20 protein-coding genes are annotated in these 23,256 nt (G+C 59.2%); 10 read left to right on the top strand and 10 right to left on the bottom strand.

What is annotated here, in order from left to right:
• The first annotated feature begins 33 nt into the window (after nt 1-33).
• The 4 genes from RDA78_RS00870 to RDA78_RS00855 all read left to right on the top strand — a co-directional run bounded on the left by RDA78_RS00870 (nt 34) and on the right by RDA78_RS00855 (nt 4,492).
• On the top strand, nt 34-885 hold the full coding sequence (locus RDA78_RS00870) for a hypothetical protein (RefSeq protein ID WP_434053492.1): 852 nt from the start codon (nt 34-36) through the stop codon (nt 883-885).
• A 30-nt stretch (nt 886-915) separates the two neighbouring features.
• A complete protein-coding gene (locus RDA78_RS00865) occupies nt 916-1,683 on the top strand; it encodes a DUF3299 domain-containing protein (RefSeq protein ID WP_434056082.1) in 768 nt (255 codons plus the stop codon).
• A gap of 133 nt (nt 1,684-1,816) precedes the next feature.
• A complete protein-coding gene (locus RDA78_RS00860; protein ID WP_434053491.1) occupies nt 1,817-3,151 on the top strand; it encodes a serine hydrolase domain-containing protein in 1,335 nt (444 codons plus the stop codon).
• Nucleotides 3,152-3,187: 36 nt separating this feature from the next.
• Nucleotides 3,188-4,492 (top strand): carbohydrate porin, encoded by a 1,305-nt coding sequence (locus RDA78_RS00855; protein WP_434053490.1) that lies wholly within the window; start codon nt 3,188-3,190, stop codon nt 4,490-4,492.
• A gap of 41 nt (nt 4,493-4,533) precedes the next feature.
• Here RDA78_RS00855 and RDA78_RS00850 read toward each other — a convergent pair whose 3' ends face one another.
• The gene (locus RDA78_RS00850; protein WP_434053489.1) at nt 4,534-5,559 is read right to left on the bottom strand and encodes an AraC family transcriptional regulator; all 1,026 of its coding nucleotides are present in this window, start codon (nt 5,557-5,559) and stop codon (nt 4,534-4,536) included.
• Between the two features lie 468 nt (nt 5,560-6,027).
• Between RDA78_RS00850 and RDA78_RS00845 the strand changes: the two genes are divergently transcribed.
• Nucleotides 6,028-7,380 carry an aspartate aminotransferase family protein gene (locus RDA78_RS00845; RefSeq protein ID WP_434053488.1) on the top strand — a complete coding sequence of 451 codons (1,353 nt, stop codon included), beginning with the start codon at nt 6,028-6,030 and terminating at the stop codon, nt 7,378-7,380.
• The gene (locus RDA78_RS00840; protein ID WP_434053487.1) at nt 7,377-8,462 is read left to right on the top strand and encodes an anhydro-N-acetylmuramic acid kinase; all 1,086 of its coding nucleotides are present in this window, start codon (nt 7,377-7,379) and stop codon (nt 8,460-8,462) included. Before RDA78_RS00845 ends, RDA78_RS00840 begins: the two co-directional genes overlap by 4 nt.
• A gap of 34 nt (nt 8,463-8,496) precedes the next feature.
• Here the strand turns inward: RDA78_RS00840 and RDA78_RS00835 are convergent, their stop codons facing one another.
• Nucleotides 8,497-9,033, bottom strand: a complete 537-nt coding sequence (locus RDA78_RS00835; RefSeq protein ID WP_434053486.1) for a winged helix-turn-helix transcriptional regulator — start codon at nt 9,031-9,033, stop codon at nt 8,497-8,499.
• Nucleotides 9,034-9,073: 40 nt separating this feature from the next.
• On the opposite strand from RDA78_RS00835, the gene RDA78_RS00830 reads away from it, so the two are divergent.
• The 3 genes from RDA78_RS00830 to RDA78_RS00820 all read left to right on the top strand — a co-directional run bounded on the left by RDA78_RS00830 (nt 9,074) and on the right by RDA78_RS00820 (nt 11,396).
• Complete coding sequence (locus RDA78_RS00830) at nt 9,074-9,445, top strand: VOC family protein (RefSeq protein WP_434053485.1); 372 nt, start codon at nt 9,074-9,076, stop codon at nt 9,443-9,445.
• 233 nt (nt 9,446-9,678) lie between these two features.
• Nucleotides 9,679-10,686, top strand: coding sequence for a YncE family protein (locus tag RDA78_RS00825; RefSeq protein ID WP_434053484.1), 1,008 nt, complete (start codon nt 9,679-9,681; stop codon nt 10,684-10,686).
• Between the two features lie 92 nt (nt 10,687-10,778).
• Nucleotides 10,779-11,396, top strand: coding sequence for a GntR family transcriptional regulator (locus RDA78_RS00820; protein ID WP_434053483.1), 618 nt, complete (start codon nt 10,779-10,781; stop codon nt 11,394-11,396).
• Nucleotides 11,397-11,429: 33 nt separating this feature from the next.
• Here RDA78_RS00820 and RDA78_RS00815 read toward each other — a convergent pair whose 3' ends face one another.
• From RDA78_RS00815 to RDA78_RS00785, 7 genes are all read right to left on the bottom strand, one after another.
• On the bottom strand, nt 11,430-12,017 hold the full coding sequence (locus tag RDA78_RS00815; RefSeq protein ID WP_434053482.1) for a pyridoxamine 5'-phosphate oxidase family protein: 588 nt from the start codon (nt 12,015-12,017) through the stop codon (nt 11,430-11,432).
• A gap of 24 nt (nt 12,018-12,041) precedes the next feature.
• On the bottom strand, nt 12,042-13,241 hold the full coding sequence (locus tag RDA78_RS00810; RefSeq protein ID WP_434053481.1) for an aminotransferase class I/II-fold pyridoxal phosphate-dependent enzyme: 1,200 nt from the start codon (nt 13,239-13,241) through the stop codon (nt 12,042-12,044).
• A complete protein-coding gene (locus tag RDA78_RS00805; protein ID WP_434053480.1) occupies nt 13,238-13,876 on the bottom strand; it encodes a helix-turn-helix transcriptional regulator in 639 nt (212 codons plus the stop codon). Before RDA78_RS00805 ends, RDA78_RS00810 begins: the two co-directional genes overlap by 4 nt.
• An 87-nt stretch (nt 13,877-13,963) precedes the next feature.
• Nucleotides 13,964-14,380: an MAPEG family protein gene (locus RDA78_RS00800; protein WP_434053479.1), complete on the bottom strand. Its 417-nt coding sequence runs from the start codon at nt 14,378-14,380 to the stop codon at nt 13,964-13,966.
• A gap of 141 nt (nt 14,381-14,521) precedes the next feature.
• Nucleotides 14,522-16,111 (bottom strand): bifunctional aspartate transaminase/aspartate 4-decarboxylase, encoded by a 1,590-nt coding sequence (locus RDA78_RS00795; protein ID WP_434053478.1) that lies wholly within the window; start codon nt 16,109-16,111, stop codon nt 14,522-14,524.
• An 18-nt stretch (nt 16,112-16,129) separates the two neighbouring features.
• Nucleotides 16,130-17,839 (bottom strand): aspartate-alanine antiporter, encoded by a 1,710-nt coding sequence (gene aspT, locus RDA78_RS00790; RefSeq protein ID WP_434053477.1) that lies wholly within the window; start codon nt 17,837-17,839, stop codon nt 16,130-16,132.
• A 115-nt stretch (nt 17,840-17,954) separates the two neighbouring features.
• Nucleotides 17,955-19,349 carry an L-serine ammonia-lyase gene (locus RDA78_RS00785; RefSeq protein ID WP_434053476.1) on the bottom strand — a complete coding sequence of 465 codons (1,395 nt, stop codon included), beginning with the start codon at nt 19,347-19,349 and terminating at the stop codon, nt 17,955-17,957.
• Between the two features lie 239 nt (nt 19,350-19,588).
• On the opposite strand from RDA78_RS00785, the gene kynU reads away from it, so the two are divergent.
• Nucleotides 19,589-20,809 carry a kynureninase gene (gene kynU / locus RDA78_RS00780; protein WP_434053475.1) on the top strand — a complete coding sequence of 407 codons (1,221 nt, stop codon included), beginning with the start codon at nt 19,589-19,591 and terminating at the stop codon, nt 20,807-20,809.
• On the opposite strand, the gene RDA78_RS00775 is transcribed toward kynU, so the two are convergent.
• Nucleotides 20,802-22,868 carry a putative bifunctional diguanylate cyclase/phosphodiesterase gene (locus tag RDA78_RS00775; RefSeq protein ID WP_434053474.1) on the bottom strand — a complete coding sequence of 689 codons (2,067 nt, stop codon included), beginning with the start codon at nt 22,866-22,868 and terminating at the stop codon, nt 20,802-20,804. The two genes, kynU and RDA78_RS00775, sit on opposite strands and share 8 nt — an antisense overlap.
• Between the last annotated feature and the right edge of the window lie 388 nt (nt 22,869-23,256).

Here is a 23,256-nt window from a genome sequence, read left to right as displayed (position 1 = left end):
CGCCGCACCCTGACTGTCGATTGGGGGGCAAAAATGAAGAAAGCCATATTGCACAGGATGATCGAGATACGGCTAACAATTGTAGCCATCCTTGCCTTCTTGTTGGTTCCTGGGCCTGCGTCTGCCGAAGACTGTGACGCCGAGTGCCAGGCGCTCCGCAACGCGCAGGACCCGCTGGCGGATGTCCGGGCGATCATGACGGACAACACGATTTCTTTCGGAACAGCGGATGAGCAGACCGGATATGGCTTTCAAGTCCAGCCTGTTTATTCGATCCCGACGGAAAACGGATTCAATTTCATTGCACGGGGCGTCATTCCGATTGTTGGCGTTCACAATGGCGCCGCTTTCCCGAAGCTCGGACCGGACCAGATTGGTGGAACTGGTTATACCTGGGGCATTTCGGACATCATCCTTCAGGGTTTTATTGTTCCGCAGATCGAGAATGCGCCGATCAAGTTCGGTTTCGGCCCACAAGTGTCGCTGCGCAGCCGTACCGATGATGCGGTCGGGGGGCCGGGCTGGGGAGGAGGACTTGCGGCCGTTGCCTTTGGATTTGCGGGAAATCTCTCCTATGGCGGCATCGTCGGGCACCATTGGGGTGAAGACAATTTCAACCTGACCACGCTTCAGCCGATCGTCTTCTACAACACCGAGTTTCTGGGTGGTTCGTATATCGGCTACAACAATTCGATCACCTACAACTGGACGGCCAATGCAGGCGACCGCTGGCAGGTGCCGGTCGGTCTGACCGTCGGCAAGACGTTTCTTCTGGATGGCGGCTTCGCAGTTGACGCCAATCTGGGCGGATACGCGCTTGCCGCGCATCCGAACGGCGGCGCGGATGCGCAAGTCAAGTTCGGTGTGTCGGTGTTCTTTCCTTAAATGGCGAAACGGAGAAGCAAAGTGTCCCGGATGCTCGTACTGGCGTTTTTCTGCGTCACGGCAGCCCTGTTTTCAACGGCTGGCGTCGCTGGCTCGACCGAAAGCTTGAGAGACCGGGTCACCACGTTTCAAACGCCTTCCGGCTCGCTTCCGTTTTCCAGATCGATGGCAACCGCAGCGCCCGCTGCCCCGGCCAGCGCGACAGATGCCAACACACTTGACTGGACCGACCTGCGGCCGGTCGCGAAGTCGCTCGAGGCACCCTTTGCATCCCTTCCGGAGCCGCTTCTGGAAGCCATGCGAACGCATGTCCGGTGGAGAACATCGAAGCGCAATGCCCGCTCGGACGAAGCATTCATTGCGGAACACGAGGCGGCAATCGCATTGCTCGACGCGCATGAAATTGATGTTGAAGGGTTGATGCGCGAACGCCGGAAGATCATCGCCCGCAACGGACGCGTTGCACGTGGGGCGAATCCGGACATCCTGGGAGCCACTATCCGCCTGCCAGGCTACGTGGTGCCTTTGGCGTTTGATGACCGGGCTGTCACGGAATTCCTGTTTGTGCCGGTCGCGGGAGCGTGTGTCCACACACCGACACCGGCCCCGAACCAGATCGTTCACGTCAAGTATCCGGAAGGGATTGCGTTTTCATCGATCTTTGATGCTTTCTGGATCGAAGGCGAATTGGCTGCGGAAGACACGAAGAGCGATGTTCTCTTTTATGATGGCGCGGCAACCGGCGTTCAGGCGAGCTATGCGCTCAAGGCGGAAAGGGTCGTGTCTTATGTCAACTGACCGGTCAACGAGCGGGCCCGGCACGAGGGTCGGCTGAATTCCGGTTCAGATGGCGTATTGCTGAAAGTGCCGATTGAAGGCAGGCACCTTTCACGCGAGAGTGCATGACGAAAACAAACAAAAGGGGGAAGAAATGAAACGGGACAAGTATCAGACCATGGTCCTGAAGGGGCTGGTGTCGGGATGCCTGGTGTTTTCGGTTGTTTCTCCTCTTTCTGCCGCGGATGACAATCCCTATGCGACCGCTGACGAACTTGGCCTCATGGAAGGGTTTCCACCCGCTCCGGACAAACAGGTTACCAAGGAAAACGCGCTCCTTACGCCGCCATTTAACCGGTGGTCCTACCAGCACATGCGGATGATCTATCCGTCCGCGCCGATCGGCTCGGCCCAGTATCCCGTGCATCTCGATCGCAGGATCAACGGCTCCATCGACGGGGTTGATGTCAAGCATCCCGAGACCGGCGCAATGCTGAGCATGGCCGACGCGCTGGAGCAGAGTTTCACTGACGCGATCGTCGTCATTCACGGGAACAAGGTCGTCTACGAAAGGTACTTCAACGGCATGAATGCCGACCAGCCGCACCAGATGATGTCGGTCACCAAGTCCTTTGGAGGCCTTCTTGGTCTGATGGCGGTCGAGGCCGGCAAACTCTCAGAAGACGATCCGGATACCGAGCATGTTCCGGAACTGACGGCATCCGGTGCCTTTGGCGAGGCAACTTTTGGCCAGGTTCTGGACATGACCAACTCCATGGATTTCACCGAGGACTATGCCGATCCGCAGTCGGGCGTACGCAAATACGGAGCGACACTTGGTTGGACTGAACCGCTGCCGGATATCGAATACGAGTCCAATCTCTATGACTATCTCGTGACCCTGCCTATCGACAAGGACCATGAACACGGCGAGATTTTCCATTACCAGACACTGAAGACCGATGTCGTCAACTGGGTCACCAACCGGGTCAATGGCCAGTCTTTCCAGGACGCGATGTATGAGCAACTCTGGTCGAAACTGGGAACGGAAGGGGAGACCTATGTCCTGCTCGACAAGAATGCGACACTGGTTGCCGGTGGCGGCCTGAACGCGACCCCGAACAATCTCGCCCGCTTCGCAACGATGATGATCAATGATGGCGTTTTCAACGGCCAGCAAGTCGTCGCGAAGAGCGTAATCGAGAAGCTGGCTGCGGGTGGCGATGTCAACGCCTTTGCCAAAGGACCGGATGCGGACAGCAATCACCCGGCCGGCGAATGGAGTTACAGGGCGCAATGGTGGGTGAAACACACGCCCGGCAAGGAGGCCTTCACGGCGATCGGCATTCATGGTCAGTGGATCTATCTCGACATCAACAATGACATCGCGATTGTCAAACTGTCCTCTCAGCCTGCGTCAAACGGCGACCCGTATGACGGCCTCCATCTCAACACGTTCTATGCAATCATAGCGCACCTTGTGGAGTGATACGTGTTGGCCGGGAGTTGCTCACGGCGGATGAAGATGAAATGGCCTTTGGCATTCGGGATAGGTGAAACGAAGGTGCAGGCAGTTGCGCTCGCGGCAGCGCTCAGCGTGCTTGCTGCCACGAACGGGTTTGCCCAAGCCGTGGTCCCGGACGACGACGGCTTCCGCAGTGCGGATGACATTCCCAACATTATCGAAAGCGCCAACACGCCGAAGGAGAGCCGGCTTGACCCGCCCGTTTCGCAGAGCTTCATGGAGCGGTGGGGCGCTTTCAAGAAGAGCCTCGACGCCGCCGCCGGGATCAAGTTTTCGATTGCCTACACGCAGGTTCTTCAGGCTGCGTCGAGCACCAACCGATGGCAGACCGGGTCGGGTGCGCAGGCCGAGTTCGATTTCACCTGGGAACTGTTTGGACGGAAAGGCACCGGACCGAAGGGCCTGATTGGCGGCAAGTTTGAAACCCGGTTCAATCTTCTAAACGCGACCGTGCCGCAGTCCGTTGCACCGGCCGCCGGGTCGATCTGGTCGGGCGCGATCGGCTACGGCGAACAGGACCCGTCCCTGTCTCAGCTCTGGTATGAGCAGCACCTGATCCGGGACAGGGTCCTGCTGCGCTTCGGCAAGATCGCGCCGTTCACGGTGTTCGACTATTACAAGTACAAGAGCCCGCGCGTCGCTTTTCTCGGACAGCCGCAGAATTTCAATCCGACAATCCCGTTCCCACCGTCTGCCCTCGGCTTTGGTGCAGCGGCGCGGCTGACCAATGGCGGCTATGTCGTCGGTGGCGTGTTCGATGCGAACGGATCGCCGATCCGGCCCGGCTTTGACACTTTGTTCGAGGATGGGGAACTCTTTTCCATCGCCGAGGTCGGCTGGGCCCCGGATTTCGTATTCGGCCTGGAACCTGGCAAGGATTTCCGGCCCGGCAATGACGACTACCACCTGACCGTCTGGCATTCCGACGCCCGGGAAAAGATCGGCCGTCCCGAAGGCTGGGGCTTTACCGCCTCAGCGCAAAAGGGCTTCGGCAATGTCGTGCCTTATGCCCGTTACGGCTATTCGAATGGCGGCGCGACAACACTAAAGCAGTTCGCGAGCATCGGCGCCGGTTTCGAAAATGTCTTCGGCTACGACGCGGATGTCATCGGCATCGGCGTCAGCTGGGGAGATCCCTGGAATGCGGCACTCGACAACCAATATGCGGTGGAGGCGTTCTACCGCATGCAGCTGACGCCGCAATTCGCCCTGACACCGGACGTCCAGGTCATCGTTGATCCGGCGACCGACCCGGCGAGCGATCTCCTGGGCGTGTTCTCGCTGCGAGGCAGGATCGCGCTGTGACTTGAAGATAACTGCGGCTTTGCCGCACCTTCAGAAAAACCTCACCCCGCTTTCAGGCCCCGCACCTCCGAGGCGCGGGCGCCGGGGGTAACGCCGAACCAGCGCTTGTAGGCGCGGATGAAGGCGGGGGAATCCGAGTAGCCCAGCAGGTACGCGATTTCGGGCAGGGAGAGGTCGCTCTTGTGCAGGTACTCTTCGGAGAGGTTTCGCCTCACGTCCTCAAGGACTTCCGAAAATGTCGTGCCCTCGTCCGCAAGCCGCCGGGCGAAGGTGCGCTCTGTCATGCCGAGCTTTGCCGACACCGTGCTTGCCGAACTCTGGCCGCGTGGCAAACCTTCGATGATGTGAAACTCGACATTGGCAAGAAAGGACTTGGGGGCGGAACGTCTTTCCGCCAGCATCCTGTCGGCAACGTTCGACATGAGCGCGAGCAGATCCTTGTCGGAATGCACCAGCGGCGTTGCGAGGTCCGAGGAGTGGAAGACGATCCCGTGCATGTCGCTGCCGAAATAGATCGGGCAGCCGAAAAAGAGCTTCATCTCCGCAGGTGCTTCGGCGCGCTGGTGATGAAAGTGGATCTCGGCCGGTCGCAGGATCCTGCCCGTGCCGAACCGGTAGTTCGACAGGATCGCAGCCATGCCGGCTTCATTGGCCTGCCGTTTGAAATAGGAACTCCGGTCGACCTCCTGGTAGGAGAGTTTCGCGGTCGTGTCGGTCTTGGCGAGCGAGAGCCGGTAGCTGTCGACGAAGATATTCACGTATTTCACGTGGTTCCGGATCGCCTGTTCAAGCGTTGCCGCTGAGATGCCGAGATAGGCGATCACGCCGAACGTGCCGGTAGGCGTCGCCTTGCCGACATCGAAGCCGAACAGATCGTCGTCGAGATATTGCGCTGCCTGTTCCAGAAAGGCATCGGACTTCTTGAGCGGGACCCGGCGGTCGAAGCCTTCGAGGTCTTCGGGCGTGAGCCCGGATGCCGCAAGCGCATCTGCATAATTCTCGCCGCGGTTTTCCATCGCCTTCACAGCGGCCCGGATCAATGCGGCATCGACTTCAGCTTCGCTCAAAACGGCCTCCCCCAGGCTATTTGGCACGAAATGACAGCATATTGGCTGGCGCTGACAATCGAAAGCGCGATTGTGCGCCCAAATTAGAATTGTACAGACGGTACTGATAAAACAAAGAAATTCCGCACGAAAAAAACCGTCGGTAAATAACAATTTCGTCGCGGAAAGACTGCCTACTCTGGCCATACGGTTGTTCATCGCACCTGTTCTGCCCCCCCATCGGCCGCGATGAACGGGCTATGGTTCCCGGCCATGGCTGGCCGTCGGCCACTTTGACCGCGCTTCGGCGCGGTCTTTTTGTTTTTCCCGAGCAAATTATGTTGCGCCGGAGACCGGTTACCGGTGTGGGGCAAAAGATTCTCGTTGTACTGCGCTCTTGGCGGCACTAGCGTGACCATTGCCGGGACGCAGCACGTGTGGCTGCCGGCCGGTTCATCTTCCATCCAGCCAGTTCACATGAGGCGTTTCATGGCGCAGTTGCCGAATTCTCTCGAAGCCCGCGATATCGCTGTTCAACTTCATTCCTATGCCGATGCCCGCCGCCAGGAAGACACCGGATCGCTTGTCATCGACAAGGGTGAGGGCATCTATGTGGAAGACATCAACGGCAAGCGTTACATCGAGGGCATGGCAGGCCTGTGGAGCGTGGCCGTCGGGTTCGGCGAAAAGCGCCTTGTGGAAGCCGCGACCCGCCAGATGGAAAAGCTGCCCTACTATCACACGTTCACCTACAAGACCCACGGCCCCTCCATCGAGCTTGCCGAAAAGCTGATCGAGATGGCGCCGGTGCCCATGTCCAAGGTCTATTTCACCAATTCGGGCTCGGAAGCCAACGACACCGCGATCAAGCTGATCTGGTACCGCTCCAATGCGCTCGGCCAGCCAGAGCGCAAGAAGATCATCTCGCGCATGCGCGGCTATCACGGCGTGACAGTTGCCTCCGCCAGCCTGACCGGCCTGCCGAACAATCACCGGTCGTTCGATCTGCCGCTGCCGCAGATCCTGCACACGTCCAGCCCGCATTACCGCACGATGAAACAGGACGGCGAGAGCGAGGCGGAGTTCGCACAACGCTGTGCAAAGGATCTGGAAGACCTGATCCTGGCCGAAGGGCCTGAGACAATCGCCGCCTTCTTTGCCGAGCCTGTCATGGGCGCCGGCGGCGTCGTGGTGCCGCCCGAAGGGTATTGGGAAGCGGTCCAGCCCATCCTGAAGAAGTACGGCATCCTGTTTGTCGCCGACGAGGTAATCTGCGGGTTCGGGCGCACGGGCAACATGTTCGGCACCGAAACCTTCAACCTGCAGCCGGACATGATGACACTGTCGAAGGCGCTGTCGTCGTCCTACCAGCCGATCTCGGCTCTGCTGATCAACGACAACGTCTATGAGCCGATCGCCGACGAATCTCACCGTATCGGCGTGCTGGGGCATGGCTATACCGGCAGCGGGCATCCGGTCGCGGCGGCCGTTGCCCTGGAAAATCTCAAGATCATCGAGGAACGGGATCTGGTCGGACACGTCAAGGAGATTGCTCCAACGTTTCAGGCGCGGTTAAAGGGTCTTGCAGACAACCCGCTTGTCGTGGAAACGCGCGGCATCGGTCTGATCGGCGCAGCTGAACTGCATCATCCGGCCCATTCGGACACGCCCGGATCTCTCGGAGCATCGGCCAATGTTGTCTTCCATGAAAACGGCCTGATTTCACGCGCGATGCTCGACGCCATGGCGTTCTGCCCGCCGTTGATCATCACCGAGCAGCAGGTCAATGAAATGTTCGACATTGCCGAGCAGAGCCTGAAGAAAGTGGCCGACACCCTATGACCGAATGGTCGATCGTCGGAACCATCAGTGGGACCTCCGCAGACGGCATTGATCTGGCGGAGATCGGCACGGACGGCCACACGATCGGCCGCTTCGGTCCGGCGGAGACGATCGCTTACCGGCCGGCAACGCGCGAAAGCGTCCTGGAGGCGGCCGGACGGAAAGGCGAGCGACGCGAGGACTGGCCGCGGATCGCCCGGGATGTCACCGAGGATCATGCCGGTGCCATTCGCGCGTTCATCGAACGGCATACGCTCAAACCGGATGCCGTCGTTTTTCATGGCCAAACGGTCTGGCACGACCCGAAAGCCGCTGAGACAGTCCAGCTTGGTGATCCGCAAGGATTGGCGGACACTCTGGACTTGCCGGTTATCGGCGATGTCCGTTTGGCAGACATGAAAGCGGGCGGCGAGGGCGCGCCGCTGGTGCCGGTTTATCACCGGGCACTCGCCAAGACGCTTGTCGGAACGGACCGGGAACCGCTCTGCTTTCTCAATATCGGCGGTGTTTCCAATCTGACCTACATCGACGGCGACGGCCTGCTGGCCTTCGATATCGGTCCCGGCAATGCGCTCCTCGACGACTGGATAAGACAGCATGGCGCGGGTGACTTCGACGCGGGCGGCGCGATCGCAGCGAAGGGCATGGCGGATGAAGCCCGGTTGTCGGAAGCCTTGACGCATCCGTTCTTGAGCGAGCCCGGTCCAAAGTCGCTCGACCGTTACAGCTTTTCAGGCAGCTTTGTCGACGGCATGGGACTTGAGGATGGCGCGGCCACACTCATGACCTTCACCGCAGAGGTGATCGCAAAGGCCGAAGGGCTGTTGCCCCGCAAGCCGTCCCTGTGGCTCGTCTGCGGCGGCGGCAGGCTGAACCCGGTCCTGATGCAGGCCCTGCGCGACCGCCTTTCCGGAGACGTCGTCTCGGCGGATGATTTCAGGATCGACGGGGATGCACTGGAAGCGCAGGCGATGGCGTTTCTGGGCGCACGGCTGAAAGCCGGATTGCCGACGACATTCCCGGAAACGACGGGTGCCGGCCAGCCCGTCATAGGCGGGAAAGTCTATCTTCCGGTAGCGTGAAGATAAAGACTGCCTATGGCCTCCTCCGGGTCCGTCAGGCACCAAGGCCGATCGCCCGGTTTATGTCTCTGCCCGCGTTTACGGCAAGATAGGTCGGGTAGGGCGCGCGCTGGCTCACGTCGATGTCCCGTTTCAGCCAGTCCCGGTCCTCCAGGAGACACAGGGACTGGGACAGAGCCCGGTCGGTGATCTGTCCGATACCCGACTTGATGGCCGAGAATCGTTGTGGCGTCTCGGTCACGGCGAGGATCGGAACAGCCCAGCTTCGCTTCAGAACCGAGAACGCGTCATCATCCGGCACACTTTTCAAAATACGGCTCGCCATGGCTGCGACGATGGCCCCTTCCGCCGTCAGGCGGAATTCCGGCCGCAACGGATGCCCGTGTCCGGGGTTCTTCTCGATCATGTTCAGTCGGATCAGATGCTCCAGACTGTTTGAAAAGGACGTGCGGCTGGCGCCCGTTGCCGCGACCAGCGGCGCCTGCCGTCCGGGAACACCGTCATTCAGGAGTGCCAGGATCTTCAGCGACCACGCCTTGGATGTGAGCTTGACAAGCAGGTTCAATTCCATAAAGTATATTTAATATATTTTAGCTACACAGGAAAGTATCATGCCGGTCGTTTCTTTGGAAAACACAATCACTCTGGCCCTCTCGGTGCGCGACAGGCATGCCAGTGCAAAGTGGTACGAGGACAATCTTGGTTTTCAGGTGCTGTATCACGCGGACGAGGCAGGCTGGAGCGAGTTGCAGACCCTGACCGAGGGCGTCACGCTCGGATTGGGAGAGCAGGTTGAACCGGCACCGGGGAACATGGTTCCGGTGTTTGGGGTCGCCGACATTGCGACGGCACGCGCAGCATTGGAAAACGCCGGCGTAAAATTCGACGGCGACACGGAAACGATCGAAGGCATGGTCAGCACCGCAACATTCTACGATCCGGACGGGAATGCGCTCATGTTGGCGCAGGATCTCTCAAAATAGACATCAGATTTGTCAGTATAATAATTGAATTTTCATCAGTTGACACGTCACTCTAGAATATAGAACGAATAAAATCATTTCTTTGATGAATTTATTCATAAAAGATTCTGTTATTACTGAAATTTAATTAGGAAAAACGGAAATCGAAATCAAATAAATCTCCAGGATGTTTCTTTGATCTGAATATCACAAGGGGTGTCTGTCAAAGAACTGCAACAGACTGGAGGTTGAATATGTCTTTTACGAAAAATGTGATCTGCGCCGCGTCCGCGATGTGCCTTCTGGCCGGAACGGCCCTTTCCGCAAGTGCGGCAACCCTGATGGTTGGCAACAAGTACGCCGGAACCGTCAGCTTCATCGACCTGGATACAGGCCAGGAGATGCAGCGGCCGATCGCGGGCGGCTCACCCCATGAGCTGGCCGTGTCTCCGGACGGCAACAAGGTTGTTGTCGTGTCCTATCTCGAAGACGGCTATATCGGCCGCGAGCTCAACGTATTTGATGTCGCAACGGCCGAGCACCTGAAGACGATCGACATTTCACCTCATATGGCGCCGCACGGAATTGCCTGGCTTGGCGACAGCAACAGCGTGATCGTGACCACCGAGGAAACACGGGACGTGATCACGGTCGACGTTCAGAAGGGCGAGGTGACCGGACAAGCGGAGACGGGTCTGATCGGAACGCATCTTCTTGCGATGTCGCCTGACGACTCAACGGCGTTCGTCACCAGCCGCGGATCGGACAAGGTCTCGGTGATCGACGTCAAGACGATGGAGACCATAAGCACGGTGAAGGCGGATATCGGTCCGGAAGCCGTTGACGTCAGCCCGGATGGAAAATCCCTTTGGGTCGGCAACAACCAGTCCGAAACCATCATCGTGTACGATATCGATACGATGGAACGCAAACACGTGGTCGAGACCGGATTCCTGCCGATCCGTGTGAAGTTCAATCCCGCCGGGACGATGGCCGCCGTTGCTGATCTCAACGGAGACCGCATCGTTGTCTACGACCGCTCTTCCCATGCGATCGCGGCGGAGGTGGATCTTGCTCCGCATGGCGCGCATGGGCCTGCGTCCCTGTTGTTTTCACCGGACGGCAAGTCGCTGTTCACCGGCGCCCAGGATGGTGCGCGGGTCGCTGAAATCGATACGGCTTCCTGGACCGTGTCGCGCGTGTTCGAAACCGATGAGGGCGCGGACGGCCTCGCCTTCAGCGATCTGAAAGTCGGCGTATGAGCCCTTGGGAAGGAGGTGTTCAAACCCCCTTCCCTCCAGCGCAGAACCTAACCTCACTTGCTTAAATCCTGTCTTGCCGCTAACCAGACCCTATGAACGGATCTGAAATCTACAAGCGCCTGATCGGTCTTATCGAGGACAGGGTGCTGAAGCCGGGCGACCGCCTGCGGGAAGCCGATCTCGCTGAGGAGTTCGGCGTCTCGCGGACGCCGATCCGCGAGGGCCTGAAGCGGCTTGAGGCGCAGGGACTGGCCGTTCACGAGCCCAACCGGGGAATGGTCGTGCCCACCCTCGACCACGGGCAGATCAACGAAGTCTATTTCATGCGCGAAATGCTGGAAGGAACGGCCGCCGGGCTTGCCGCCAAGCACGCCTCCGCGCCGGAAGTCGAAATCCTGCAGGATCTCGTCAAGGCGGACAGGCAGCGCATCGCAGACAAGGACAGTCTCGTGCGCTCCAACCGGGACTTTCACCGGCGCCTGTGCCTGGCGTCGCATAACCGGTACCTGGTTGACCTGATCGAGCACCTGCGCCTGTCGCTGATCCTGATGGCGGGAACCACGCTGGATACGCCGGAGCGCCGGGAAACTGCGGTCGAAGAGCATGCCGCCATCGTGGAAGCGATCGCGAAGGGCGACAGTGAAGCCGCCGAGGCGGCCGCGCGCCTGCATATCTCACACGCGCACAAGACACGCCTTCAGCAGATCTGAGCGATGCATGGCGGGCAGTATGGGCTCTCGCCGTCAGGGTGCCACCCAGCATGCGCGGTCCAGTTCGCCATCGTCGCCGTAGGAAAATCTGGCCCTTAGATTGTTATGCCGTTCCAGGCGGCACCAGTCCAGGGAGCTTGCCTTGAAGAAAAGAACCCCGAACCTGTCCTTGCCGGTCTCCGCCTGCCGGCTGTCCTGATCCTGAGAGACCGCGTCATCTTCCGGCCGAAGTTCGTCGCCGGGCGGACCGCCCTGATAGGTGGCCCTGGTATGCGGCGGCAACCGGCTCCAGACCTGCTCGGCCTGAAGCGAACCTGGAGGCGCCAGTTCCATTTCACCGCGCAGACGCAGCTGCAGTTTCAGGACGTCCGAGTATCCGAGGATCGTCGTGTTGCCATTGTCCTGCAGCTCCTGCCATTTCGGGCTTCGCGTGTCGGTATGAAACTCCAGGACACGTGTCGAGATGTCCACGGACCGAAGCACGACGGTGCGCGCTTCGGGGAACTGGCACCTGCCGAGGGACGCAAGGGTCAGGTAGCGGAACGGCTTTTGTGGGTCGGCGGCGGCTTCGCCAAGCCCGTCCCAGGCTTCCCGGTCGATCATGGTCAGGTCTTGCTGCACTGCGCGTCCTCTATTGGGCATCGCCTACTTGCGGAATCCCGGGTAGGTCTTGTCGAGATGAGCTTCCATCGCCTTCAAGCCTTCCTTGAAGACCCGGTCTCGTCCGATGCCGATACGGAAATGGTCTTGCGGCGTGTCGCCGAGTTCGCTGGAATAGATGGACGAGGGCAGGAGCAGGACACCGCTGTCCTCGATCAGTTTTCGCGAGAAAATCTCAACGCCGTCCGGGCCGAGATACCTCGGAAAGGCAACGCAGCCACCCATGGGGCGTTGCCACTCGAAGAGATCCGGATACGTGTTGAACAGGCCTTCGAGTGCGAGGGCATTTTCCATCATGATCGTACGATTGCGCGAGAGGATTTTCTGCCTTGCCTTCAGTGCGATCAGGGCCAGGATTTCCGATGGACCGGAGTTGCAGATCGACAGGTAGTGTTTGAACCGTTCCGTTTTTTGCAGCAGGTCACGATCCTGCGAGGCGATCCAGCCGATCCGCAGGCCCGGCAACCCGTAGGCCTTGGACATCACGTTGAGGGAGACGCCCCGTTCGTAGATGTCGGCGATCTGCGGCATGCGGTCATTTTCGTCCAGTTCAACGCCGCGATAAACCTCGTCGCTGAGAACGTAGATACCATGCTCTCGCGCGATCGAAACAAGGGCTTCGATATCTTCGTGCGGCAACAGGTATCCTGTCGGATTGTGCGGGAAATTCAGCGAGATCAGCTTCGTGTTCGGTCTGATGGCATCCTTCAGGCGGTCGAGATCGAGACACCATCCGCCGTTGACATCGTCACCGGAAGAAGCCGGTGCATAGTCCATCGGAACCCCCGTCACTTCGCAGATGGACAGCGGAATTGTCTCCGAGCCCTGGTAGTTCGGGGTCGGCACGATGGCGTGGTCGTCCCGCATCAGGAGAACGTGCGGAACAGCGTAGAGGCCCTCGCCAGCACCTGCCAGGCACAGGATGTCGTTGTCTGTGAGCCGGTCATAGGTGCCGACAATTTCCCGCCGCAGCGCGGGGGCGCCCCAGGTTTCCGTATATCCCAGCCAAAGGTTTTCAAAGGCTGATCGGTCTTCATCGGATGCGAACGTCAGAAGCTCGGACAACGACATGCTTTCAAGGTCCGACGCGGTCATGTGGTGCCGTGCGGTGAACTCCCACCTGGAGAAGAACACTTCCAGTCCGAAGTCCCGCATCGGGCGCTGGGTCGTTGCAGTCAATGTCATTCAGACGCTTCCTTGTCGGTACTTTTTATTTCCCGGAGCATGTCGTAATAGCTTGCCCGGGAGATCCCGAGCGCCTTCGCGGCATAGTCGCCGGCCCCTCTGGCGGAAAGGATATCAGCGCGCATGAGCCGGCGCATGATCTCGATTCGGCCAGGCCGGCGCAGTTGACTATGCGCGATCCTGAGCTCCCTGAGCGTGTCCTCGATGACTGTGTTTGCAAGTTCCCGCCAGTCGTTTTTCACGATCGAAGGCGGCGGTCCTTCGTCGAGGCGGCTCATGGTATTCAACAGTGCCGACACGGTCTCCAGATCTCCGGTCTTGAAATTGAGGCACAACAGCCCGACCGGCTGGCCGTTCGTGTCCCGGCAAACCGCTGAAACGGATTTCAGGCGGGAGCCGTCGGGGCTGGACTTCCGGTAGGGTCCGATAATCCCGTCTGCATCAAGCTCTGCGGCGTAGTTTTCGGTTTCCAGAAGCGAATTGTCGCCGACATTGCGTGCGGAAAAGCCGTTCTCGATATGGGCGATCGTGTTGGTCTTGAGATCGTGAAGCACCACCTCGACCATCTCAGGCATGAGGAGCGAGATCGCCTTGCAGACCGGTTCGAGAGATTGCAGGTCAGGATTCTGGATCATCTGGACTTTTTATCCAGAAAAAGAAAATTTGTATAGGTGGTGTGCGCAGGTTCGAAACGGATTTTCTGAACGGGTGAACCTGCGGGATCAGCCGATCCGCCCGACCGTCATGAGCGTGTCGAGTGCGAGCACAAGATTGGCCAGCGCCGCGACGCCGATCACCGTGAAGGTGAGCAGCATGCCCGTGACCCGGAACGCCATCGGTTCCGGTTCGCTGCTGACACCATAGGCATGAACACTTCGTCCAACGAGCAGGAAAAGACCCAGCCCGTAAAGCAGCCAGTGCGCGCCGCCCAGAAGTTCGAGCATGAGGAGCAGCAAAAGCGCAAAAGGCGTATATTCAGCGAAATTGCTGTGGACACGCATGCGTCGCAGCATGAGATCATTGCCCCGGTCACCGAGACTGATCCGTTCCGTGCGGCGCGCGCCAATCACCCGGATGCTCAGAAAAACATAGAGCAGAGCCAAAAGGCTTGCGACAACAGGGGTGATGACGATGGTCACGATATTCTCCAGCACCCGGCAGCTTTTGTTTTTCAGCACCGGCATCGGCCGGCAGCCTGCAGAATATACGCTGAACCGGCAGGACCGGTTCAGCTTGTGTCATTCGTCAACTGGTGCTTCTGGCTGCTTCAGCCAAGAGCACTACTGCTTTGTGTACTCATCGTGATACTCCGAGATCACCTTGCGTGCAAAGGCACCGATCTTTGCATATTCGGCTTCGGTCAGGTTCGCGAGAGAGACCCGAGCAGAGGCATCGACCACTTCGAACCCTTTTCCTGGCAGAAGAACAACGCTCGTTTCCTCCGCCAGGCGGAACAGGAAGTCGTAGCCTTTCTTGTTGGCAACGAACCAGTCCGAGAACGCGTCTCCATAAAGACGCCCGCTCAGGTGCTGAAGATTGATGAGCGTGTAGTAATTGACATCATTGGGCTCGCGGTGGGGTGTCACGCCCATGTTCAGTTCAAGCGTGTTGAAGCGCTTCCGGATCAGGCTCTTGGCCGCATCCTTGTAGCGATCGTCCCGGTCGAGCAGACCGGAGAGCGCGAACAGCATCATCTGGATTTGCTGCGGCGTCGATGCGCCTGCCGTGTGGTTCAGCGCGACCGCCCGGCTGTCTGCAACCAGTCTGTCGATGAACCTGATATCGCGAGGGGTCGTGGTGAGTGAGGAATAGCGCCCGTCGAGTACGCGCTTCGTGTCCTCCGAAAGCGCCGCGAGCGCCGCGTCGAAAGCGTTATCCTCGTGAAGCGCGATCACGCCGAGCCGCCATCCGGTCGCCCCGAAATACTTCGAGAACGAATAGACGCACAGCGTGTTGCGCGGACACTTGGCAAACAGAGACACGAAATCGTCGGCAAAGGTGCCGTAAACATCGTCGGTCACCACGAAGAGGTCGGGGCGTCGCTCGTTGATCACCGCTGCGACCCTGTCGAGATCTTCGGGGGAAAGTTTGACAGAAGGCGGATTGCTCGGATTGACGATACAGAACACCTTGATATCGGGGTCATCAAGCTTGGCGAGTTCCTCGTCGCTGAATTGCCAGTCGGCGCCTTCTTCCATGCGGATATCGACGATCGGCATGTCGTATTCCGGTAGCGGTGGGATTTCGAGATAGGGCGAGAAAATCGGTGTGCCGAGCGCGACCTTGTCCCCGGGCTTGACCAGTCCGTTCGCCTTGAGCGTCTGGAAAATATAGGTCATGGCCGCCGTGCCGCCTTCGGTTGCGAAGACCGAGAACGGGCCATGCTGCGGCTCGTTGCCGAACATTTCCTTGGCCAGGTACGCACCGACAATCTGTTCCGCATGAGTGAGCATGCGTGGCGGCACCGGGTAATTGCAGCCAAGAAATCCCTCGACCATTTCGTGAAGTAGCTCGTGCCGGTGAATGCCAAGCTGATCCTTGGCATACGAAAGCGCTGCGCGCAGGAATGTGGTCCCGTCACGGTCTTCGTGCCGATGGATGAAGTTTTCGAACCGCAGCAGCATGCCTTCCTTGTCTGGAAGACCGCCGAAGCCGCTGTCGAGATAGGAATAGGAACGCTCGGCTTCCTCGACCGCAAAGTCCCCGAGACGCAGAAAGCCCCGGCGCGGATGCGTCGCCAGAAAGTTCGGATTGCCCCGGCCGGCATTCAGCATCATGCGCTGGGCTGCCGAAGAGGCGATCTCGATAAGCTTGTCCTTGAGTTCGAACGGGCTGAGTTCCTGATACTGGGAATAGTCTTGTGCACTCATCGGAAATCTCCCGGGTGATTACTGGGCCGGATTGGTGGAAACGAGGCCGACGATCAGCGGACCCCACAAGGTCAGCAACACGTTGGCAACGGCATAGGTGACTGTGAAGGTGACGACCGGGGTCGCGTTCTGCGCCTTGCCAAGGAGCGCCGCGAAAGCGGGATTGGCGCTGCGCCCGCCGGCGACACAGGCAAGCGCCTCGATCGGGTTCTGGATGCGCAGAACGTAATAGGAGAAGAAAAAGCCTATGAACTGCGGGATCAGCGTGACGCCGATACCAAACAGGAAGATGCTCATTCCCTGTTCCTGCAATGTCGTCAGCACCTGTGGGCCCGCGCTGATGCCGACGACGCCGACGAAAACGGCGAGACCGAAATCCCTGAGGAAATTGACGGCACCGGTCGGCAGGGCGGCATAGCGTGGATGCGTGCTTCGGAGCCAGCCGAACAAAAGACCTGAAAGCAGGCACCCGCCGCCACTGCCGACGGAAACGGGAACGCCGCCGATCTTGAATTCGATGAGCCCGAGCAACAGCCCGAGCGTCATGCCGATGCCGAAGAAAATGAAATCGGTCACCGCGGCGGACGTGATCGGATATCCGAGGGATTTCTGAACCGCGTTGAGGTCCCGCGGGCTGCCGGTCAGTTGCAGTTCGTCGCCCTTGTGAATTTCAAGGTCCGGCAACAGCGGCAGATCGCGCCCCATGCGGTTGACGCCGGTAACGAAGACGTCGCGCAGAGCGTTGGATCTAGTGTGGTCGTGAATGCCCTGGAGCTTGTTGCCTGCATAGTCGGGATTGGTCAGTACGATGTGCCGGTTCTCAAGGACAAGCCTGTAGCCGTCGGGCGCCTGGGTCTCCGTGCCGAGGGCTGTGGCTGGATTGTCCAGGGCGGAAACGAGGCCGGTCACCGCGACAACGTCGCCGGTTTGGAGGGACTTGGCATCCTCCAGATGGATTTCCTGACCGGCACGCAAAACGGCTTCGACGGCGGCATTGTCGATGGAATCATCGAGATCCTGCGCCGACTTTCCGATGAAGGGCACGTCGCTGCCGAGTTTGTAAAAGCGCGTGTCGATGCGCCGTGCGGCGTTGAATTGACCCGGCTCCAGCTCGGCCGATCCGCCGGACATCTTTTCAGCCAGCTTGAGCGCTTCCTTGCGGATATCCCAGCGCATCACGGTTGGAAAGAACCAGGTGACCATGATGATCGGACCGATGGAGCCGAAGATGTAGCAAACCGCGTAGCCGACCGCGATATTGGTTTCCATGATCTGCTTCAGGTCGGCGGAAACACTCAGTTTCTGTATCGTCTCTCCAGCCGTTCCGATGATCGCCGACTGGGTCAGACCGCCGGCGGCAAGTCCGGCTGCCGTTCCCCTGTCCAAGCCAAAGCCCCAGGCAAACGCGAGCACGGTAAACAGGCCGAGGATACACATGACCGCGGCGGACAGGAGCTGGTTGAGCGATTTCAGCGATAGCGCCCGGAAGAATTGCGGGCCGCCCTGGTAGCCGACCGCGTAAATGAACAGCGCGAAGAAGATGTCCTTAACGGCACTGTCGATCGTGACCCCGACCTGTCCGAGAACAACGCCCATGATGAGGGTTCCGGCGATGCCGCCGAGAACGAAATTGCCGATCTTCAGTTTGCCGGCAAAGTAACCAAGTGCAACCGCAATGAACAGGAATACCAGTGACGACTGCGCCGCCAGCCACGTCAAGACGTCCATCTAAAACCTCCCTTGATTGGTGCAAAGGAGCAATTCACCAACCCAGGAACGGACTATCGCCGCTTTTGTCGCCTACGGCAAACTTTTCTTCGAAACTGTCATTTTTGTCAGTGGTTTAACATTCGACAATGTTAACGGCGAGGCCGCCCTGCGAGGTTTCCTTGTATTGTTCCATCATGTCCATGCCGGTCTGGCGCATGGTTTCGATGCACCCGTCCAGCGGCACGAAATGCGTCCCGTCACCGCGCAGGGCGAGCGAGGCGGCGGTCACCGCCTTGACCGATCCGAGCGCATTGCGCTCGATGCACGGAACCTGCACGAGACCGGCAATCGGGTCGCAGGTCATGCCGAGGTGATGTTCAAGCGCGATCTCTGCAGCGTTTTCGATCTGCTCGTTCGTGCCTCCGAGCGCTGCGCACAGGCCCGCGGCTGCCATCGCCGATGCAGAACCGACTTCCCCCTGGCAGCCGACTTCTGCACCGGAGATGGACGCGTTCGCCTTGATGATGCCGCCGACCGCGGCGGCCGTCAGCAGAAAGACACGCACACCTGCCTGATCCGCCGAAGGGCAATGGTCAAGATAGTAGCGCGTGACGGCGGGGATGACGCCGGCCGCTCCGTTGGTCGGTGCGGTGACGACCCGCCCTCCGGCAGCATTCTCCTCGTTTACCGCCATGGCGTAGACGCCAAGCCAGTCGACCACGCTGTGTTCGAAAAGCGGATTGCTCCGGCCTTCGCGAATGAGTTGCTGATAGATATCGGCGGCGCGGCGTTTCACCCTGAGACCACCGGGAAGAATGCCGGCCTGGGTGATGCCCCGGTTGATGCAGGCATCCATGGCCGACCAGAGCCGGTCGATCCCCGCTTCGACGTCCTCGATTGCCTTGTCGGCGCATTCATTGCGAAGCTTCATCTCCGCGATCGAAAGACCCGCCTCGCGGCCCATCTCCAGCATCTGCTTCGCAGTTGCAAACGGGAAGGGGACGTTCCGGGTCGTCAGTTCGGTGACAGGCGCGTTGGTCGTGTTGAGGAGTTCCGGTTCACTGACGACAAATCCGCCCCCGATCGAATAGTAGACGAAGCTGTCGATTTCGGAATCAGCCTTGTCCAGGAGCCGGAAGGTCATGCCGTTGGCATGCAACGGCAGCGGCGGGCCATAGTCGAAGACGACATCCCGGCCGGGGTCGAATTCAAGCTCGGGCAGACCTGCAATATTCAGCCTCTGTTCCCTTTGAAGGACATCCAGCAACGGCTCGACGCAATCCGGGTCGAGCGTGTCGGGGCGCTCGCCCAGAAGGCCGAGGCAAATCGCCTTGTCGGTCGCGTGACCTTTTCCCGTGAAGGCAAGCGAACCGTGCAGGGTCACGGTAAGACGAGCTGCCTTTGCTTCGGCGCCGGCGAGACCGCGTACCCTATCCAGGTAACGGCCGACGGCCACCATCGGGCCGACCGTATGAGAGCTTGAAGGACCGATGCCGATCTTGAATATGTCGAAGACGCTGATGAACATGGAGCCTGGCCGCGTTTCAGAGTGTTGCAGATGTGGGTCACTTTGACGCTCAAGCTACCAAAACGGCCTGCGGCGTCCGATGCTCATACGGGCAAATCTGTGCTGATTGCGACATCCGGCACGACGACCGCAGGTTTCTTGCCACTGCTTGGACATCGGCCCGGATGCGGTTGTTTGCCGGACCGGGCTTTGGTAGCGTGCGGCCTTTCTCTCCACCTTCTGTTCCAAAAGAGCCGTTGATGACCTCACCGCACCCGCTAGATGACACCGATGTTTTGGCCCGCAAGAAGGACGCTTTCTCGATCCCGGAAGGGGTAATCTATCTCGACGGCAATTCGCTCGGAGTGCTGCCGAAACATGTTCCGGACAGGATCGCCGATGTCATCGCCACCGAGTGGGGAACAAGCCTGATCCGCGCCTGGAACACCCACAGCTGGATCGACCTGCCTCAGCGGACCGGCGACCGCATCGGCCGTCTCATTGGAGCGCCGGACGGCACGGTAGTGGCTTGCGACAGCACGTCCGTCAATGTGTTCAAGGTGCTGTCGGCGGCTTTGTCGCTCAACCCTGAGCGCAAGATCATTCTGTCCGACAACGGCAATTTCCCGACCGATCTTTACGTCGCCTCCGGTCTGAAGGAGCTTCTGGCACGGGGCCATGAACTGAAGATCGTCGCGCCGGAAGAGGTCGAGGCCTCCCTTGATGATCGTGTGGCGGTCATGATGCTGACCCAGGTCGACTACCGGACGGGCCGCGTTCATGAAATGGACAGGCTGACCCGGAAAGCACACGACGCCGGAGCGCTCGCGATCTGGGACCTGGCGCATTCGGCCGGAGCGATCGAGGTCGATCTGGAAGGCGCCGGTGCCGACTTCGCAATCGGCTGCGGCTACAAGTACCTGAATGGCGGCCCGGGAGCGCCGGCCTTCCTCTATGTCGCGGCAAGGCACCTGGATCAGGTGACATCCCCCCTGACCGGCTGGATGGGGCACGAAGCCCCGTTCGCATTTGATCTCGACTACAGGCCGGTGTCGGGCATCAATCGGATGACGGTTGGAACACCTGCGATCCTGGCGCTCTCCAGCCTCCATGCCGCGTTGGATGTGTTCGAGGATGTCGACATGGCGTCGATCCGGGCGAAGTCGGTTTCTCTCAGCGAATTGTTCATTTCGGAAGTCGAAGCCAGGTGCCCGCAACTGACATTGGCCAGCCCGCGCGATCCGGATGCGCGTGGCAGCCAGGTGTCTTTCCGGTTCGAGGAGGGCTATGCGGTGATGCAGGCGCTGATCGCGCGCGGTGTCATCGGCGACTTTCGTGCACCTGACGTGATGCGGTTCGGGTTCACACCGCTTTACCTGTCACATGGCGATATTGTCGACGCGGTCACGGTCCTGGAGGACATACTGAAAACCGGCAGCTGGGACCGTCCGGAGTTCAAGACGCGCGCCAAGGTCACATAGCGGCAAGCTTTTGCTGCGTTTCCAGCATGGACAGGAAACGGTCCAGGGGCACCGGTCGGGAATAGAGATAGCCCTGGTAACGGTCGCAGCCGTTTTTGGACAGCCAGGTCCTTTGGTCGATGGTTTCGACCCCCTCGGCGACAACATCCGCGCCAAGCGCCGTGGCAAGCGACAGGATGAGTTTGACGATCTCCCCGCCGGCATCGATGTCCTCCATGAACACGCGGTCGATCTTGATGCCGTCGATCGGGTAGTTGTGAAGATAGGCAAGGTTGGAGTAGCCGGTACCGAAGTCGTCGATCACGATCTGGTAGCCGCATTCCTTGAGCGTCGCCAGCGTTTCGCGTGCGTTGGGGATGTCTCCGAGGATAACGGATTCGGTGATTTCCAGCGATATCCGGTCAGGCGTGCAGCCGGTCTGTTCAGGCAGCGACTTCATGAAGCCGAGAAACCCGCTGTCCGACAACTGCCGCGGAGAAACGTTGAGCGCGAGCGTAAGCGGGACGGAATATTCGAGCTCATCCAGACGTTTCTGCAGCCTGGCAACTTCGCGGGCAACCCAGGCGCCGATATCCGAAATCAGTCCGGCTTCTTCCGCGATATGCACGAAATCATCCGGACCGATGAGGCCACGTTCCGGATGCCGCCAGCGCAGCAGCGCTTCGCCCGAGACGACCCGGTCTGAACTCGTACAGGCGATAGGCTGATAGTGGAGGATGAACTCATCCTCTTTCAGCGCCCGTTCGAGATCCTTCTTGATCGCCCTGTGTTCGTCACGAAGCCGGCGCATATGAGCGTCGAACTGAACGCATTTCTTATCTGCGCCGGATTTGGCCTGGTAAAGCGCCAGATCCGCGTGCCGCATGAGTTCATCGACGGTGTCGCCATCCTGCGGGAAACAGGCATAGCCGATGCTGAGGCCGATTTTCCTCTGTTTGCCTTCTATAACCTTCGGTCTGGCAAAAGACTGCAGCAATGCGTGGCCGAAACTGCCAGGTTCCTTGCCCTCCCGTCCTTCAAGAGTACAGATCAGAAACTCGTCGCCGCCATGCCGGGCGATCACGTCTTCCGGATTGGCGAGGGACTTGAGTTCGTTCGCCACGATCTGCAGGAGCGTGTCGCCCGCTGCATGGCCGAGGGAATCGTTGACCAGTTTGAAGTCGTCAAGGTCGAGAAGATAGAATGAGGCGGTTTCGTTGTTCCGCTTCGCCGCGTGCAGGATCAGGGAGAGGCGCTCCTGAAGGTACGTCCGGTTGGAAAGACCCGTCAGCGTATCGTGGCTTGCAAGATACTGCGCGCGCTCCTTTGTCTCGTGAAGCTCCGTGACATCGGTCTCGCTGACAAGATAGGCGGGCTGCCCGGTGACGGCATCGTGGCAGGCGCGGACCGTGAGTTCGTGCCACCGTGGCCCTGATCTCGTTTTGACGCGGGCGACGAATTTGTGCGTTCGCTCGCGCTCGACGATTTCGAACAGGTCCGTCGCATCCTCGGAATGGACAAACTGGTCAAGGAAGGGTGTGTCCAAAGTAACGGAGGCCGCACGCGACGCCGTGTTCCTGTAAAGAGATGTGCCTTCCTTGGAGAAAAGCGAAATCATCACGGTGGTGTGCAGGAGAGCTTCGGCGCTGCGCAGCGTTTCCGGTTGCTGTTTATGATGCTCGCGGCCCTCGCACAACAGCGCCATCCGGCCATCGCGCAGGCGGATACCGCTCATCGCGATCTGAAGTACCTTGGGCTTGCCCTTGGGGTAGAGCGTCCAGATTTCGGAAAAACTCACGTCGCTTGTGCAGAAGTCTTGCTGATACTGCCGCAAACGCTGTTCCACGGCGGGCGACATGTCGGCGCTGAGGTCGCGGGATTGCAGCTCTTCAAGGGAGGTAGCGTCCGTGATCTCAAGTGTCTTGCGATTGGCCCAAAGATACCGTTTGTGGTCGAAATCGAAAATCCAGACGGCCGAGTCCAGACGGTCGTAAAGCTCCAGAAGTATGGTCTGATCGACTTTGCCCTCGGCTATGTCGATCCCGACCGCACGTTCACCTTCATCTTCACTTACGAACAATTCCGCGCGGTTAGACAGTTTTCCCTCCAACGCTCAACCACGACTTCGGCCACACACCGGTTCAGCCTGACGTCACTTGGGTCTTCTTGTTTTTTGCTTCGGCGCACCTGCGATTGCCGCAACCTTTCCAAAATACTAGTAGAGAATTCCTGAAGCTGGCCTAAGAATAATGTTTCAAATTGAATTCGCTGAGGAAAAGTCGTTGCGTTATCGTCAAATTTACCCAGTGTATGACGAGCAATTTCTTTGTTGAGCGCATTTTTTCTTATGGCTGTTGGTGACTTCTCTTCCCGTCTTACGTGAGCATTAGGAGATATGCACGCAAATTCTGGCTTTGTCGGCCCCGAACGACATCGATTGAGGGAACGAATTGCGAAGAAGCAACCCC

Source organism: Roseibium sp., from assembly GCF_051016195.1.
Lineage (GTDB): Bacteria > Pseudomonadota > Alphaproteobacteria > Rhizobiales > Stappiaceae > Roseibium.
The sequence above is the reverse complement of the archived record's forward strand: the minus strand, read 5'-3'. Positions and strand labels throughout refer to the sequence as shown.

Excerpts from the sequence above, each read along its gene's own strand:
- RDA78_RS00870 (WP_434053492.1), top strand. The coding sequence starts at position 34 with ATGAAGAAAGCCATATTGCACAGGATGATCGAGATACGGCTAACAATT.
- RDA78_RS00865 (WP_434056082.1), top strand. The coding sequence starts at position 916 with ATGCTCGTACTGGCGTTTTTCTGCGTCACGGCAGCCCTGTTTTCAACG.
- RDA78_RS00860 (WP_434053491.1), top strand. The coding sequence starts at position 1,817 with ATGAAACGGGACAAGTATCAGACCATGGTCCTGAAGGGGCTGGTGTCG.
- RDA78_RS00855 (WP_434053490.1), top strand. The coding sequence starts at position 3,188 with ATGAAATGGCCTTTGGCATTCGGGATAGGTGAAACGAAGGTGCAGGCA.
- RDA78_RS00845 (WP_434053488.1), top strand. The coding sequence starts at position 6,028 with ATGGCGCAGTTGCCGAATTCTCTCGAAGCCCGCGATATCGCTGTTCAA.
- RDA78_RS00840 (WP_434053487.1), top strand. The coding sequence starts at position 7,377 with ATGACCGAATGGTCGATCGTCGGAACCATCAGTGGGACCTCCGCAGAC.
- RDA78_RS00835 (WP_434053486.1), bottom strand. The coding sequence starts at position 9,033 with ATGGAATTGAACCTGCTTGTCAAGCTCACATCCAAGGCGTGGTCGCTG.
- RDA78_RS00830 (WP_434053485.1), top strand. The coding sequence starts at position 9,074 with ATGCCGGTCGTTTCTTTGGAAAACACAATCACTCTGGCCCTCTCGGTG.
- RDA78_RS00825 (WP_434053484.1), top strand. The coding sequence starts at position 9,679 with ATGTCTTTTACGAAAAATGTGATCTGCGCCGCGTCCGCGATGTGCCTT.
- RDA78_RS00820 (WP_434053483.1), top strand. The coding sequence starts at position 10,779 with ATGAACGGATCTGAAATCTACAAGCGCCTGATCGGTCTTATCGAGGAC.
- RDA78_RS00810 (WP_434053481.1), bottom strand. The coding sequence starts at position 13,241 with ATGACATTGACTGCAACGACCCAGCGCCCGATGCGGGACTTCGGACTG.
- RDA78_RS00805 (WP_434053480.1), bottom strand. The coding sequence starts at position 13,876 with ATGATCCAGAATCCTGACCTGCAATCTCTCGAACCGGTCTGCAAGGCG.
- RDA78_RS00795 (WP_434053478.1), bottom strand. The coding sequence starts at position 16,111 with ATGAGTGCACAAGACTATTCCCAGTATCAGGAACTCAGCCCGTTCGAA.
- aspT (WP_434053477.1), bottom strand. The coding sequence starts at position 17,839 with ATGGACGTCTTGACGTGGCTGGCGGCGCAGTCGTCACTGGTATTCCTG.
- RDA78_RS00785 (WP_434053476.1), bottom strand. The coding sequence starts at position 19,349 with ATGTTCATCAGCGTCTTCGACATATTCAAGATCGGCATCGGTCCTTCA.
- kynU (WP_434053475.1), top strand. The coding sequence starts at position 19,589 with ATGACCTCACCGCACCCGCTAGATGACACCGATGTTTTGGCCCGCAAG.